The organism is Janthinobacterium longum (assembly GCF_051380735.1).
Classification (GTDB): Bacteria; Pseudomonadota; Gammaproteobacteria; order Burkholderiales; family Burkholderiaceae_D; genus Janthinobacterium.
This window is the reverse complement of record NZ_JBNYXQ010000001.1, coordinates 530674-545942: the sequence shown is the minus strand read 5'-3', so window position 1 is coordinate 545942 and position 15269 is coordinate 530674. Positions and strand designations below refer to the sequence as shown.

The window sequence follows — 15269 nt, the reverse complement described above, 5'->3', positions numbered from 1 at the left end:
CAATGCAGTGCATTATTTTTAAATGCCGCAATATTCGGCAGATTTTTCAGCAAGGAATGGTATGACTGAGCAAGCGGGTGGTCACATGCCAGGCGCGCAGCCTGAAAAACAAGTGGTGCGGATCGGCTATCTGCCGCTGACGGACTGCGCCTCGCTGATCATGGCGGCGGAGCTGGGTTTTGACGAGCAATACGGCATCAAGATCGAGTTGAGCCGCGAGACTTCGTGGGCCAGCGTGCGCGACAAGCTGGGCAATGGCGAGCTTGACGCCGCCCATGTGCTGTACGGCCTGGTGTTCGGCGTGCAGATGGGCATCGGCGGCCAGCAGAACGACATGGCCGTACTGATGAATTTGAACCATAACGGGCAGTCGGTGGCCTTGTCGGCGGAGCTGGCGCGGGCCGGCGTGGTCGATGGCGCGTCGCTGGCGCGCCAGCTGGGCCACGCCGGACGTCCTTATGTATTTGCGCATACTTTCCCAACCGGCAACCATGCGATGTTGCTGCAATACTGGCTGGCCGCGCACGGCATCGATCCGGTGCGCGATGCGCGCGTGATGACGGTGCCGCCGTCGCAGATGGTGGCGGCCTTGCGCGCCGGCCAGATGGACGGCTTTTGCGCCGGTGAACCATGGGGCTACAAGGCCATCGTCGACGGCGCGGGTGTGACGGCCACCACCAGTGGCGCCATCTGGCCCGACCATCCGGGCAAGGTGCTGGGCACCAGCGCCGCATTTGCGCACGCGCATCCGAATACCTGCCGTGCGCTGATCGCCGCCGTGCTCGAAGCGGGCCGATGGATCGATGCGAGCGATGACAACCGGCTGCGCATGGCGGCCGTGCTGGCCGCGCCCGGGTTCCTCAATACGGCGCAGGAATCGCTGGCGCCGCGCATCCTCGGCCATTATCAGGATGGCGTCGGCAAGACCTGGCAGGAGCCGCATGGCTTGCGTTTTTACCAGGATGGCGCCGTCAATTTTCCGTATCTATCAGACGGCATGTGGTTCATGACCCAGCACCGGCGCTGGGGCCTGCTGCGCGACGAACCCGATTACCTGGCCGTCGCCATGCAGGTCAGCCGCCTGGATCTGTATCGCCAGGCGGCCGAGATGACCGCCACCCCCGTGCCTTCCAGCCCCATGCGCGCCTCGACCCTGTGTGATGGCGTGCTGTGGGACGGCAGCAATCCCGAGCAGTACGCGGCATCGTTTGCGATCCGCCATTTTTTTTAAAGTTTTACTGAAAAGCAGGAGGTTTATCATGGCACAAGGCTACGTTACCCTGGTGGGCGCTGGTCCCGGCGACCCGGATCTGCTGACCTTGAAGGCGGTCAAGGCGATCGCGTCGGCCGACGTGATACTGATCGACGACCTGGTCAACCCGGCCATCCTGGCCCATGCGGCGCCTGGCGTGCGGGTGGTGGAAGTGGGCAAGCGCGGCGGCTGCGCTTCGACGCCGCAAGCGTTTATCGAGCGCCTGATGCTGGCCGAAGCGCGTGCCGGCTTGCACGTGGTGCGCCTGAAAGGGGGCGACCCTTATCTTTTCGGGCGCGGTGGAGAAGAGCGCGCCTGCTTGCGCAGCCATGGCGTGCGGGTCGAGGAGGTACCCGGTATCAGCAGCGGCCTGGCCGCACCGTCCGCCATCGGCGTGCCGCTGACCCACCGCAGCTGGAGCCAGGGGGCGATTTTTGTCACCGGCCACGGCAAGGATGCAGCCTCCGAGCCGAACTGGGCAGCGCTGGCGCAGAGCGGGCTGACGCTGGTGATTTACATGGGCGTGGCACGCGTGGCGTCGATACAGGCGGGCCTGCTGGCTGGCGGCATGGCGTCCGGCACGCCGGTGGCCGTGGTGCAGTCGGCCAGCCTGGACGCGCAGCGCCAGCTGCTGTCGACTTTGCAGGACTTGCCGCTTGCGCTGCAGGCCAGCGGCCTGGGCAGCCCCAGCATTATTGTGGTAGGCGAAGTGGTGCGCTGCGCCGATGCCTGGGATGCGCATGGTGGTGTGCATGCGCTGGCCGCAGCGGGCTGACCCGGCTTTTTTTCGCAGCAGGTGCATGGTCGGCGAGCTTTGATAGTATCCTCATGCGTAACGGGTCGTTACGCCCGCAGGCCGAGGAACTGGAACAAGCGATCAACAATGCATACTCTGAGCAAGGGCTGGACGGTATTACAGGTCAGGATATGGGCCGGCGGCTTACTGCTGGCGGTGGTGGTCGGCGGCGTCCTGTATGCGGCGGCGCAACGCACCATCAACGAAGATGCCCGCCAGCGCTTTGACAGCCTCAGCTACAGCGCCCAGCAGAGCCTTGTGGCGCGCGTGAAAAGCTATTCCGACCTGCTGCGCGGCATGGAGTCGCTGTTCCGCACCAACGAAAACCTGTCGCGCAAGCAGTTTCACGATTATGTGTCCGGGCTTGATATCGCGGGCCAGTTTCCCGCCGTGGAATCGCTCAATTACGCCGTCTACGTGCCCGATGGCCAGCGCGATGCGTTTGTCGACGCCGTGCGCGCCGACGACAGCCTGGTGGCGGGCGGCTATCCTGCCTTCGATATCCGCCCCCCTGGCCGGCGCGCAGAGTACACCGTACTGACCTTCCTTGAACCCGATGCGCTGGTAGCCGAGCGCCAGGGCGTCGATATCGGCGCCAACCCGGCCGTCGCACAGGCGCTGGCGCAGGCGCGCGACAGCGGCGAGATCAGCGCATCGGGCCAGGTGATCCTGATCAAGGGCCCACCCTCACGCACCGGCCTGGGCATGCGTCTGCCCGTCTACCGCAACGGCATGCCGCGCGCCACCGTGTCTGATCGCCGTGCCGCCTACAAAGGCTCGGTCGGCATCGGCTTCGGCGTCGCGCAACTGGTACGCAGTGCGCTCGAAGCGAACACGCTGCAGCTGCTGCACCTGACACTGTACAGCGCACCGGTGCCGACAGCGCCCGGCAACGAACTGCGCCTCACGCCACAGGACCGGCTGCTGTTCAATGATAGCGGCGACCTGGCGGCAAGCCCGCCCAAGCCTGGCCAGGACGCCGCCTATTTCGACGAACTGCTGCCGATCGAGTACCACGGCGGCCAGTGGAAAGCCCACTTCCGCGTGCGCAAGAGCGAACTCTACAGCGACTTCGACCGCTATTTGCCGGCGCTGGCGCTGGCCGTGGGCATGGCCGGCACCTTGCTGATCTATGCCTATATCCTGATGCTGTACCGCTCGCGCCGCAACGCCATCGGCCAGCGCATGCTGCTCGATACGGTGCTCGACAGCGTCGACGCCTACGTCTACATGAAGGATGAAAACCTGCGCTTTCGCTACGTCAATGCGCGCATGCTGGACATCATCGAGCGCCCCATCGAACAGGTCCTGGGCCGCCAGGCCAGTGAATTGATCGGCGAGGACCTGGCGGCGGCTTTCCATGGCCGCGAGCAGCAGGTCTGCGCCACCGGCGTCAAGTTTATCGGCGAAGAGCGCTTTGTCGACCTGCAGGGCAAGGTCCATCATCTGTGGAGCGTGAAAGTGCCGATGGGCCCGCCGGGCGCCGTGACCGGCATGATAGGCCTGTCCACCGACGTGACCGAGCTGCACCAGCTCAAGGAGCGTGCGGACGCGGCCAGCCAGGCCAAGAGCGACTTTTTGTCGAACATGAGCCATGAAATCCGCACGCCGATGAACAGCATCATCGGCATGGCCCACCTGGCCCTGAAATCCGTAGCCGATGCGCGCCAGCGCGACTACCTGCAAAAAATCTACCATTCGGGCCAGCATTTGCTGGGTCTGATCAACGATATCCTCGACTTTTCCAAGATAGAGGCCGGCAAGCTGGAGCTGGAGGTCAGGCAGTTCCGGCTCGATACCCTGCTGGCGAATATTTCCAGCCAGTTGGGCGAAGCCGCCGCCGCCAGGCATTTGCAATTGCATTTCGACATTGCGCACGACTTGCCTCAGCGCTGGTGCGGCGACGCCTTGCGGCTCGAACAGGTCTTGCTGAACCTGGTCAGCAACGCCATCAAGTTTTCCGAACACGGCAAAGTGGTCGTGCGCGTGCGCCTGGCCGAGGCGGGCGGCCCCCATGCGATGCTGCATTTCGAGGTGCAGGACAGTGGCATCGGCATGAGCCAGCAGGAAGTAGCGCAGCTGTTCCGCTCCTTCCACCAGGCCGATACGTCGACCACGCGCAAGTATGGCGGCAGCGGGCTGGGGCTGGTGATCAGCAAGCAGCTGGCCGAGCTGATGGGGGGCACGGTGGGCGTGCACAGCCAGCCGGGGCTGGGCAGCACCTTCTGGTTTACGGCCCGCCTGGACAGCTACGAGGGCGCTGCGGAAGAAATCGCCGGCACGGGCGAGCCGCCGCTGCTGGACGTGATACGGGGCGCAGCTATCCTGCTGGTGGAAGACAATGTGTTCAGCCAGCAGGTGGGCTGCGAACTGCTGGAAGACGCGGGCGCCATCGTGCGCGTGGCCAACAATGGCCGCGAAGCGCTGGAACTGTTGGCCCGGCAAAGCTATGACTGCGTGCTGATGGACGTGCAGATGCCAGAAATGGACGGCTTCGAGACCACCCGCCGTATCCGCGCCGATCCGCGGCTCGCTGGCCTGCTGGTGATCGCCATGACGGCCAATGCGGGCAGCGAAGACCGGCTGCGCTGCCTGGAGGCGGGCATGGATGAATTCCTCACCAAGCCGATCGCGCCGGTCCAGCTGTTCGAGCTGCTGGCCAAATGGCTGCGCCGGCGTGGCGGCATCGCCGTGCAGGCGCCGGCTACCGTGCTGCAGGACAGCGGTGCGCGCGACGTCGCGGTGCTCGACGTGGCAGCGCTGTCGCTGACCTTCAGCAACGATCCCGTCAAGATGCGCAAGTACGCCCAGCTGTTCGTCGATACGGCGCGCGACGGCCTGGCCGAAATGGAACAGGCGCTGGCGCTGGAAGACCTGGACCACGTGGCCGACCTGGGCCACCGCACCCGGTCGTCGGCGCTGGCCGTCGGCGCGCATGCATGCGCGGCCCTGTGCCTGGCGCTGGAAGGCTTGCGCCATGGTGGCGACCTGGCGCAGGCGCGCGCCCTGACGTCTGCCATGGGGCAGGCGCTGGACCGGGTAGCCGAACAAATTGGCTATGTCACCGAAAAAAGTGGGAACGATCTGAACTTGCCGACGTCTAACTGAACAGAATTCTTCTTTCAGGAGACGATCATGCACCCAGTTCAATGGCACACATTTATCGCACAGTTCTCGCAATTGTCGCACCGCCAGCGCCTGGCCGGCGTCGCACTGTTGCAGGGCAGCACCGGGCAGGATGCCGCCATCGCCCTGATCGAGCAGACGGCGCTGGCACACCTGCATTGCCCGGCCTGTGGCGCCACGCGTGTCCACAGGCACGGCCATGCCCATGGCTTGCAGCGTTATCGCTGCGTGCCATGCCGGAAAACATTCAACGCCTTGAGCGGCACGCCGCTGGCGCATCTGCACCACAAGACACGCTGGCTGGCCTACGCCAGTTGCCTGCTCGAATCGTTTTCCGTGCGCAAGGCGGCCGACCAACTGCAGATCCACCGCAACACCAGCTTCCGCTGGCGCCATCGTTTTCTTGCGCTGGCGAAAAACGACCGGCCGCGCTGCCTGCACGGCATTGCCGAAGCCGATGAGATGTATCTGCTTGAATCACAAAAAGGATCGCGGCACCTGACCCGCCCGGCACGGCGGCGTGGAGGAGCAGCGCGCCAGCGTGGCATTTCGAATGAACAGGTCTGTATCCTGGTCGCACGCGACCGCACCGGGCAAACCGTTGATTTCGTGGCCGGCCGTGGCCAGCTCAGCAAGGCGAAACTGCATGCCTGGCTGCCTTCGGTGATCGATCGCGACATTCTGCTGGTCAGCGATGGCCATCCGGCCTATCCCGTGTTTGCCAGGGAAATCGGCGTCATGCACGCTGCTGTGAACTTGCGGGCAGGCATCCGTGTGCGTGGCACGATCCATGTGCAAAACGTCAATGCCTATCACAGTCGCCTGCGCGGCTGGCTGAGCGCCTTTCATGGCGTGGCGACACGCTATCTGCCCAGTTACCTGGGCTGGCGGTGGATACTCGACGCCAGGAGAATTTTGTCCCCGGAAAGCTTGCTCAAAGCCACTATGGGAACCTTCCCACACTTGATGGTGACATAGCCAACAAATTTCTCTCGATTTTGCCAACAGCGACACCACCTGACGCAGGCAGCGGCGATAATAGGCGCTGGCCCACCCTGAACCTCACCGCATGCATACTCCCATCACGCCTGGCCTGTTGATTTTGCACGGCAACCAGCTGGAACACTTGCGCGCCGCCGTCTTCCAGTGGCTGCGCAATCATCCGCTGGCGCCGCTGGAAACCGATATCTTCCTGGTGCAGTCGAACGGCGTGGCCGAATGGCTGAAAATCGCGCTGGCCGAGGAAATGGGAGTGTGCGCCGCCACCCACATCGCCTTGCCGGCGCGCCTGTTGTGGGAAAGCTACCGCAGCATGCTGGGCCGCGAAAGGGTGCCGCGTATTTCGCCGTTCGACAAGTCGCCGCTGACCTGGCGCCTGATGCGGCTGCTGCCGTCCTTGCTGGCCGAGCCGGTGTTCGCGCCGCTGCGCTACTTCCTGGCCGATGGCGATTGTGAACGGCGGCTGCAGCTGGCCGAGCGCCTGGCCGACCTGTTCGACCAGTACCAGGTCTACCGCGCCGACTGGCTGGCCGACTGGGCGGCCGGGCGCAATGTGCTGAAAACGGCGCGCGGCGAAGCGATCGCGCTCAAGGAAGATCAGTTGTGGCAGCCGCAGTTGTGGCGCGCCGTCAACGCCGACGTCGAGGTTTTCGAGCGCGATACGGGCCGCGCCGATATCCACGACGCCTTCCTGGCGGCGATCGCCGCCGGCGAGCTGCCCGCCGGCAAACTGCCGCGCCGGGTGGTGCTGTTCGGCGTGTCGGCCTTGCCGTATCAAACCCTGCAGGCGCTGGCAGCGCTGGCGCGCCACACGCAGGTGGTGCTGGCCGTGCCCAACCCCTGCCAGTACTACTGGGGCGACATCATCGAAGGTCGAGACCTGCTGCGCGCCAGCTACAAGCGCCAGCAGCAGCGCAATGGCCAGGACCTGGCCCAGCTGCCGCTGGAGGCCCTGCATGCGCACAGCCATCCGCTGCTGGCCAGCTGGGGCCGGCAAGGGCGCGACTTTATCCGCATGCTCGACGAATTCGACGAACAGGCGCACGCCGAAGGGCGCGACGACAGCCTGCGCATCGACCTGTTCGGCGAAGAGCAGGGCGTGACCTTGCTACAGCAGGTGCAGGTGGCGATTCGCGAACTGCGGCCGCTGCTTGAGCACGAACAAGTGCCGCCCGAAGTCGAGGACCGCTCGATCGAATTTCACGTGGCGCACAGCGTGCAGCGCGAAGTCGAGGTACTGCACGACCAGCTGCTGGCGATGTTTGCGCACAGCAGCCAGAGCGGCCTGCGTCCGCGCGACGTGGTGGTGATGGTGCCCGATATCGACGTCTTCACGGCGGCGATCCATGCCGTCTTCGGCCAGCACCGCCGCACGGACGCACGCTTTATCCCGTTCGAGATCGGCGACGTCAAGGACCGCAGCGTCAATCCGCTGTTGGTGGCCCTCGAATGGCTGCTACAACTGCCGCTGCAGCGCTGCCGCCAGAGCGAGGTGCGCGACCTGCTCGACGTGCCGGCACTTGCCGCGCGCTTTGGCCTGCAGGGCGACGACCTGGACACCCTGGGCGCCTGGATCGAAGGGGCCGGCGTGCGCTGGGGCCTGGACCGCGAACACCGCGCCGGCCTGGGCCTGGGTGCGGCCGGTGAACAGAATGCCTGGATCTTCGGCGTGCGGCGCATGTTGCTCGGTTACGCCAGTGGCGGCGGCGCCAGTTTCGACGGCATCGAGCCGTATGCGGAAGTGGGCGGCCTGGACGCCGCGCTGGCGGGCTCGCTGGCGCAACTGGTCGAAGCGCTGCTGCACTGGCGCGCCGTGCTGGCGCAATCGCGCACGCCCGCTGAATGGGGCGTGCAGGCGCGCTCGCTGCTGGCAAGCTTTTTTGATGCCGGCGACGAAGGCGACCGCCTCACCCTGGCGCAACTGGAAGGCGCGCTGCAGGGCTGGCTGGAAATCTGCGAGCACGCGGGCTTTGTCGAGACGGTGCCGCTGGATATATTGCGCGTGGCCTGGCTGGGCGCGCTAGACGAACCGACCCTGAACCACCAGTTCGTCTCCGGTGGCGTGACTTTTTGCACCCTGATGCCGATGCGCGCCGTGCCGTTTCGCGTGGTGTGCCTGTTGGGCATGAACGATGGCGATTTTCCGCGCCGCGCGCCCAAGGCCGATTTCGATCTGCTGGCGGTGCCCGGCATGGCGCGCCCCGGCGACCGCTCGCGCCGCGACGACGACCGCTACCTGATGCTTGAAGCACTGCTGGCCGCGCGCGATAAATTGTATGTCAGCTGGGTCGGGCGCAATGTACGCGACAATTCCGAGCAGCCGCCTTCGGTGCTGGTGTCGCAGCTGCGCGATTACCTGGCTGCCGGCTGGTCGCTCGACAGTGACTTGAGCACGCTGACCACCACACACGCACTGCAGCCGTTCAGCCGCCGCTATTTCGAAGATGGCGGCTTGCTGACCTATGCCGGCGAATGGAGAATTGCCCATGCCGAGGCCGGCCAGTCGCCCGATTCGCTGGCGCTGGGGCCGTATGAACTCGACCCCGGCACCCGCTTGAGCCTGGGCGAGCTGGCCAGCTTCGTGCGCCAGCCGGTCAAGTATTTTTTCCGCCGCCGCCTCTCCGTGCATTTTGCCGACGCCGCCATGCTGGGCGAGGACGAAGAACCATTCGGCCTGAATGCACTGGAGCGCTATCTGCTGGAAGACACCATGCTGGGCGATGGCGGCACCGAGGAAGCGCTGGACGAGGTGCGCGCCGGTTTGCAGGCGCGCGCAGACAAACTGGCGCGCGAAGGCGTGCTGCCGATCGGCCTGATCGGCCGGCAGGTGCAGGAGCAACTGGTCGACGCGCTGGTGCCGGTGCGCAGCGCCTGGCTATCCTTGCGCGCCTCGTTTCCCGAGGTGGCCGCCAAGCGCGCCATAACGCTGCCGTTCGGCGAACTGCTGGTCGAGGACTGGCTCGACAAATTACGCGGCAATGGCCGGGATATTGCCTGGCTGGAACAGATTTCGTCGAAGGTGATGGACAAGTCGGGCCTGGCGCGTGGCGACAAACTGATGCTGATGTGGCTGCGCCAGCTGGCCGCCGCCGCCATCGGTTTCCCCGTCACCGGCTACCTGGTGGCGCGTGACGCCATCGTCAGCATGGCGCCACTCGAGCCGGCCGCCTCGCGCGAGGCGCTGGCTGCCGTGCTGGCGCTGTGGCGCGAAGGCATGAACCATCCGCTGCCCACCGCCTGCAAGACGGGCCTGGCGCTGGTGCAGGAGGGCGATCCGCGCGCCGTGTATGACGGCGGCTTTGACATGGCCGGCGAGCGCGAGGAACTGTGCCTGGCCCGCTTGTGGCCTGAGTTTGCCGCGCTTGCAGCCGAGGAAGCATGGCAGGACTGCTCGCGCGAGCTGTACGGCCCGCTGGCCGACTGGCTGCGCGAGCATGTCACCGTGGACCCCATCGTTGCGCCTGAAGGTGCTGGAGAAGAACAATGACGAGCCATTTGCTCAAGCCACTGGCGTTTCCGCTGCACGGCTCGCGCCTGATCGAAGCGTCGGCCGGCACCGGCAAGACCTGGACCATCGCCGCGCTGTATGTGCGGCTGGTGCTGGGCCACGGCGATGACGACACGCGCTTTGCGCGCCCCTTGCTGCCGGCCGATATCCTGGTGATGACGTTTACCCGCGCCGCCACGCGCGAACTGTCGAACCGGGTGCGCGAGCGCCTGATCGAGGCGGCTGCTTATTTTCGCAATGAGTCGCAAGGCAGCGATCCGTTTCTCGATGCACTGCTCGATTTTTATCCTGACGACAGCGCGCGGCAAAAGGCGGCGCACCGGCTGATGCTGGCCGCTGAAACCATGGACGAGGCGGCGATTTTCACCATCGACGCCTGGTGCCAGCGCATGCTGCGCGAGCATGCGTTTGACAGCGGCAGCCTGTTCGACGAAGAACTGGTCAGCGACGAGCAGGCACTGTTCGAGGATGCAGCCCACGATTACTGGCGCCAGCAGGTCTACCCCTTGCGCGAACAAACGCTGGCCGTGCTGCTCGATTGCTGGGCCGGCGTCGATGTGCTGAAAAAAAGCGTGCGCGAACTGGCGCGCCGGCCCGGCATGATGGAGATGGGCAGCGAGGAGTCGCTGTCGTCGCTGGTCAAGCGCGAACAGCAGGCGCAGGCGGCGCTGCTGGCCGGCCTGAAACAGGGCTGGGTGGAACGGACGAATGCCATGCAGGCGTGGATCAAAGGCCATCGCGCCGCCACGCCCAAGTGCTTCCATGCCGGCAAGATGAAGCCCGAAAACATGCTCAAATGGTTTGACGGCTTGCGCCAGTGGGCGCAGGACCCGCTGTTGCTGCAGCCGGCCGTGAGCGCCAAGATATGGGAGCGCCTGACGCCGGCCGGCATCGAGGACGCGTTTGCCAAGAACTTCACGGCCAGCGTGCCGGAATGCTTTGAACACACCGAACAACTGGGGCGTGATCTCGCGGCCATTACGCCGCTGGCGCACACCTTGCAGCTGCATGCGGCAGCAAAGATCGCACGCCGCATGGACCAGCTCAAGCGCCAGTCGCGCCAGTTCGGCTTTGCCGACATGCTGCAGCGCCTGCACGACGCGCTGGCGGGCGAGAACGGCGCCGCGCTGCGCCAACGCATCGTGGAACAGTATCCGCTGGCGATGGTCGACGAATTCCAGGACACGGCGCCCGCCCAGTACCAGATCTTCAACCTGCTGTATCGGATTGCCGACAACGACCCGACCCTGGGCCTGTTCCTGATCGGCGACCCGAAACAGTCGATCTACGGCTTTCGCGGCGCCGATATTCAAAGCTACCTGGCGGCACGCCGCGCCACCGAGGGGCGCCACTACCAGCTCGGTACCAACTACCGCTCGACGGCGCCGCTGGTGGCCGCCGTCAACCAGCTGTTCCTGCATGCCGAGCGCCCTGAAGTGCCGCTTGGTGCCTTCCGCTACCGCACGCCAGAGGCCAATCCGCTGCCGTTCGAGGCGGTCGCTGCCCAGGGCCGCGATGAGCGGCTGGTAAATGCAGACGGTGCGTTGCCGGCCATGCTGGCCGCCTGCGCCAGCGACGAATCCCTGCGCGGCGACAGCTACCGCGCGTATTTTGCCGATCACTGCGCCGAGCATATCGTCGCCATGCTGAACGACCCGCAAGCGGGCTTTGACGGTCCTGGCGGGTTCGAAAGGCTGCAGCCGGCCGATATCGCGGTGCTGGTACGCGACCGCAGGGAGGCGGGTGCGATACGCCGGGCGCTGGCGCGCCGGCGCGTGGCCAGCGTGTATTTGTCCGACAAGGACTCCGTGATCGACAGCGAAGAGGCGCAAGACGTACTGCGCTGGCTGGCGGCGCTGGCCAATCCGCTCGATGGCGCCCTGGCGAGGGCCGCCTTTGCCACCCGCACCATCGCGCTGCCGCTGGGCGCGCTGGCGCGCCTGTCGAGCGACGAACTGGAATGGGAACGCCGCATCGAACAACTCAAGGCGCTGCACCTGGTCTGGCAGCGCCAGGGCGTGCTGGCCATGTTGCGCCGCTTTATCCATGAGTTGCAACTGCCGGCCATGCTGTTGCAGCAGACTGGTGGCGAGCGCCGCCTGACCAATTTGCTGCACCTGGCCGAGCTGCTGCAATCGGCCAGCCGCCAGCTCGATGGCGAACAGGCGCTGATACGCTGGCTGGCCGAGCAGATCGAAGGCGGCGGCGAGAGCGGCGAGGAGCGCGTGCTGCGCCTGGAAAGCGACGCCGAGCTGGTGAAAGTGATCACCGTGCACAAGTCGAAGGGCCTCGAATATCCGCTGGTCTACCTGCCGTTCGCTGTCACGGCGCGCAAGGCCGACAAACGCAACCGCAGCTTTGTCGACTATGCGGACGAACAGGGCGAGCGCCACCTGGACCTGTCGCTGTCGGAGGAAGCGATGGCCTTTTTGGAGGAAGCGCGCATCGACGAAGACCTGCGCCTGCTGTATGTAGCGCTGACGCGCGCGCGCCATTTTTTATGGCTGGGCGTGGCCGCGCTGGCGGCGCGCAAGGCGGGCGAAAATACCTTGCATGAATCGGCGCTTGGGTATTTGCTGACGGGCGGCGACAAGCTGCCGGGCGAGCAGTTGCAGCAGCGCTGGCACGAGGTGTGCGGCGATTGCGACGCGATCGACATTGCCAGCCTGGCGCAGCCCGGGCCTGCCACCTTGTTGCACCGCATCGAGCACCGCCCCGAGCTGCGCGAAGCACCGCAATTCACGGGCCGCTTCGAGCGCGACTGGTCGGTTGGCAGTTTTACGTCGCTGACGCGCCAGATCGGCGCCGTCGCCAGCCATGTACCGCAGCGGGCGCTGGAAGAAACGCTGCTCGAAGACGGTACGGGCGTGGCGCCGCCAGCGTCACAGCAGCATGCTGCCGACTCGCCGCAGCACCGTTTCCCGCGTGGCTCGCTGGCCGGGACCTTCCTGCACAACCAGCTTGAATGGATGGGCGGCGAAGGCTTCGACTGTGTACATCAAGCGACTTTTGATGATCGCCTGGCCAAGCGTTGCGCCCTGGCTGGCTGGGGTCATCGCCAGGAGGACGCCATCGCCTGGCTGCGCGAGGTGGCCATCACGCCGCTGCCGCTGCTGGACGCATCATTGGCGCAGCTCGACAGCACCTTGCCGGAAATGGAATTCTGGTTCCCCAGCGAGCACCTGGCCACCGAGGCGCTCGACCAGCTGTGCATGCGTTTGCTATTGGACGGCGCGCCCCGCCCGGTGCTGCCGCGCCGCCAGTTGCACGGAATGCTGAAAGGCTTTGCCGACCTGGTGATCGAGCGCGATGGGCGCTACTGGGTGCTCGACTACAAATCGAACGCGCTTGGCAACAACGATGGCGCCTATCATACCGAGGCGCTGGCGGCCGGCATGGCCCAGCACCGCTACGATATCCAGGGCGCCATCTATATGCTGGCGCTGCACCGTTTGCTGAAAAGCCGGCTCGGTGAACACTATGATCCGGCGCGCCAGCTGGGCGGGGCGATTTTCCTGTTCTTGCGCGGTATCGCCAACCCTGACACGCACGGCTGCTACTGGCTGGCACCGCAGGCCGAACTGCTGGACGGCCTAGATCAATTACTGGAAGAGACGCATGCATAGCAGCAACGTGGAACCCTTGCTGGCCTTTTTCGATGGCGTGGCCGATGCCGGCCAGGTGCGCCGACTGGGCGCGGCGTTTGCGCGCTTTGTCGGCAGCCTGGCGCAGAGCCAGGCGCATGAGCCCGATGCACCTGCGCTGGCGGTCGCCTGCGTGGTGCTGTCGGAGCTGGAAGGGCGCGGCCACAGCTGCCTGATGCTTGGGGAACTGGCGCATGCGCCGTCGCAGCTGATGGGCTGGACGGAAGAACAATGGCAGGCCGTGCTGGCGGTCTCCGGGCCGCTGCCGGCCACCCTGGAAGACTGGTGCGCGCTGCTGGCCAGGGCGCCGCAGGTCTGGTCGGCCGGCGTGGCCGACACCCATCAACCGCTGGTGCTCGACGGCGAACGCCTGTATTTGCGCCGCCACTGGCGCGACGAAACGGCGGTCGGCATGGCAATCGCCACGCGCGCTGCCACCACCGTGGCGCCACCGCTGCCACAAGTACGCCAGTGGCTGGACCTGCTGTTCGACCGGCCACCGGAAGGCGGCGGGCCGGACTGGCAAAAAGTCGCTTGCGCCATCGCTCTGCGCGGCAAGGTGGCCATCATCACGGGCGGGCCGGGCACCGGAAAGACCTATACCGTGGCCAGTTTGCTGACCCTGCTGTTTGCCGTCGCGCCGCAGCCCGGGCAGTTGCGCATCGCGCTGGCTGCACCGACCGGCAAGGCGGCCGCACGATTGAAGCAATCAATCGACCAGGCGCTCGCTGGACTGGCCGAAAAAGTCGGCCCGGAACTTCCCCTGATGACACTGTCGCAGCGCATGGGTGCAGCGCGCACCCTGCACAGCCTGTTGGGCGCACGTCCAGGCACGCGCGCGTTTGCCCACCACGCGGGCAACCAGCTCGATGTGGACGTCCTGATCGTCGACGAAGCGTCGATGGTGCACCTGGAAATGATGGCGTCGGTACTGGACGCCCTGCCGGCCACCGCCATCCTGATCCTGCTGGGCGACAAGGACCAGCTGGCGTCGGTGGAGGCGGGCGCCGTGCTGGGCGACCTGTGCCACGATGCGCAGTCCGGTGGCTACGATGCGGCCACCATCGCCTATGCACAGGCGGCCAGCGGCGTGGCGATACCCGATGGTTTTGCGGGCGCTGCCGGTGCGCTGGCCCAGCAGACGGTAATGCTGCGCCACAGCCACCGCTTCGGCGGTCCGATCGGCGCGCTGGCGCAGGCCGTCAACGAGGGCCGGCCCGAACTTGCCAAAGCCTGTTTTGCCGGCGATGCCGAGGGCAGGGTGGCGTGGCGGGTGCCGGCCCAGCCGGAAGAAGTGCTGCGCCTGGCGCTGGCTGGCCGTGACGGCGCGCCGGGCGGCTACCGGCCGTATCTTGAACTGGTCAATGCGGGCAGCGACGGCCATGACGATCACGATGACTGGGTGCGCAGCGTGCTGCGCAGCTTTGAAGCGTTTCGCATCCTGTGCGCGGTGCGCGACGGCGAATGGGGCGTGGCGGGCCTGAATACGGCGATCGAACTGCGCCTTGAAAGGGAGGGCCTGCTGCGGCGCGCCGAATGGTATGTGGGCCGGCCGGTGATGGTCACCCGCAATGACTACGGCACTGGCGTGTTCAATGGCGATATCGGCCTGACCTTGCGCGACCCGGCGCGGCCCGGCTCCTTGCGCGTGTATTTCCTCGAAGGCGACAAGGTGCGCAGCGTGCTGGCCACCCGCTTGCGCCAGGTGGAAACGGCGTTTGCCATGACGGTGCACAAGTCGCAGGGCTCGGAATTTCGGCACACGGTGCTGGTGCTGCCGCAGGAAGGCGGCGCCATGCTGGCGCGCGAGCTGGTCTATACCGGCATCACGCGCGCACGCGATTTCTTCACCCTGGTGTCGCCGACCCAGGCGGTGCTGTTCGACGCGATTTTGCGCCGCACGCAGCGCGCCAGCGGGCTGCGCGGGCTGATCGGCTGAACCGG

At 65.9% G+C, this 15269-nt stretch carries 7 protein-coding genes; all 7 read left to right on the top strand.

The features are described 5' to 3' along the window. Positions 1-61: 61 nt before the first annotated feature. Entirely contained in the window at positions 62-1231 is a 1170-nt protein-coding gene (locus ACQ4WM_RS02480) for a CmpA/NrtA family ABC transporter substrate-binding protein (protein WP_436545134.1), read from the top strand. A gap of 28 nt (positions 1232-1259) precedes the next feature. Beyond that, positions 1260-2027: a uroporphyrinogen-III C-methyltransferase gene (gene cobA, locus ACQ4WM_RS02475; RefSeq protein WP_436545133.1), complete on the top strand. Its 768-nt coding sequence runs from the start codon at positions 1260-1262 to the stop codon at positions 2025-2027. A 108-nt stretch (positions 2028-2135) separates the two neighbouring features. Then, on the top strand, positions 2136-5156 hold the full coding sequence (locus tag ACQ4WM_RS02470; RefSeq protein WP_436545132.1) for a CHASE domain-containing protein: 3021 nt from the start codon (positions 2136-2138) through the stop codon (positions 5154-5156). Between the two features lie 27 nt (positions 5157-5183). Continuing rightward, entirely contained in the window at positions 5184-6152 is a 969-nt protein-coding gene (locus tag ACQ4WM_RS02465) for an IS1595 family transposase (RefSeq protein WP_436545131.1), read from the top strand. Between the two features lie 91 nt (positions 6153-6243). After that, entirely contained in the window at positions 6244-9660 is a 3417-nt protein-coding gene (gene recC / locus ACQ4WM_RS02460; protein ID WP_436545130.1) for an exodeoxyribonuclease V subunit gamma, read from the top strand. After that, a complete protein-coding gene (recB, locus tag ACQ4WM_RS02455) occupies positions 9657-13307 on the top strand; it encodes an exodeoxyribonuclease V subunit beta (RefSeq protein WP_436545129.1) in 3651 nt (1216 codons plus the stop codon). The genes recC and recB overlap by 4 nt, the downstream gene beginning before the upstream one ends. Further along, positions 13300-15264 carry an exodeoxyribonuclease V subunit alpha gene (gene recD / locus ACQ4WM_RS02450; RefSeq protein ID WP_436545128.1) on the top strand — a complete coding sequence of 655 codons (1965 nt, stop codon included), beginning with the start codon at positions 13300-13302 and terminating at the stop codon, positions 15262-15264. The genes recB and recD overlap by 8 nt, the downstream gene beginning before the upstream one ends. Positions 15265-15269: the final 5 nt, after the last annotated feature.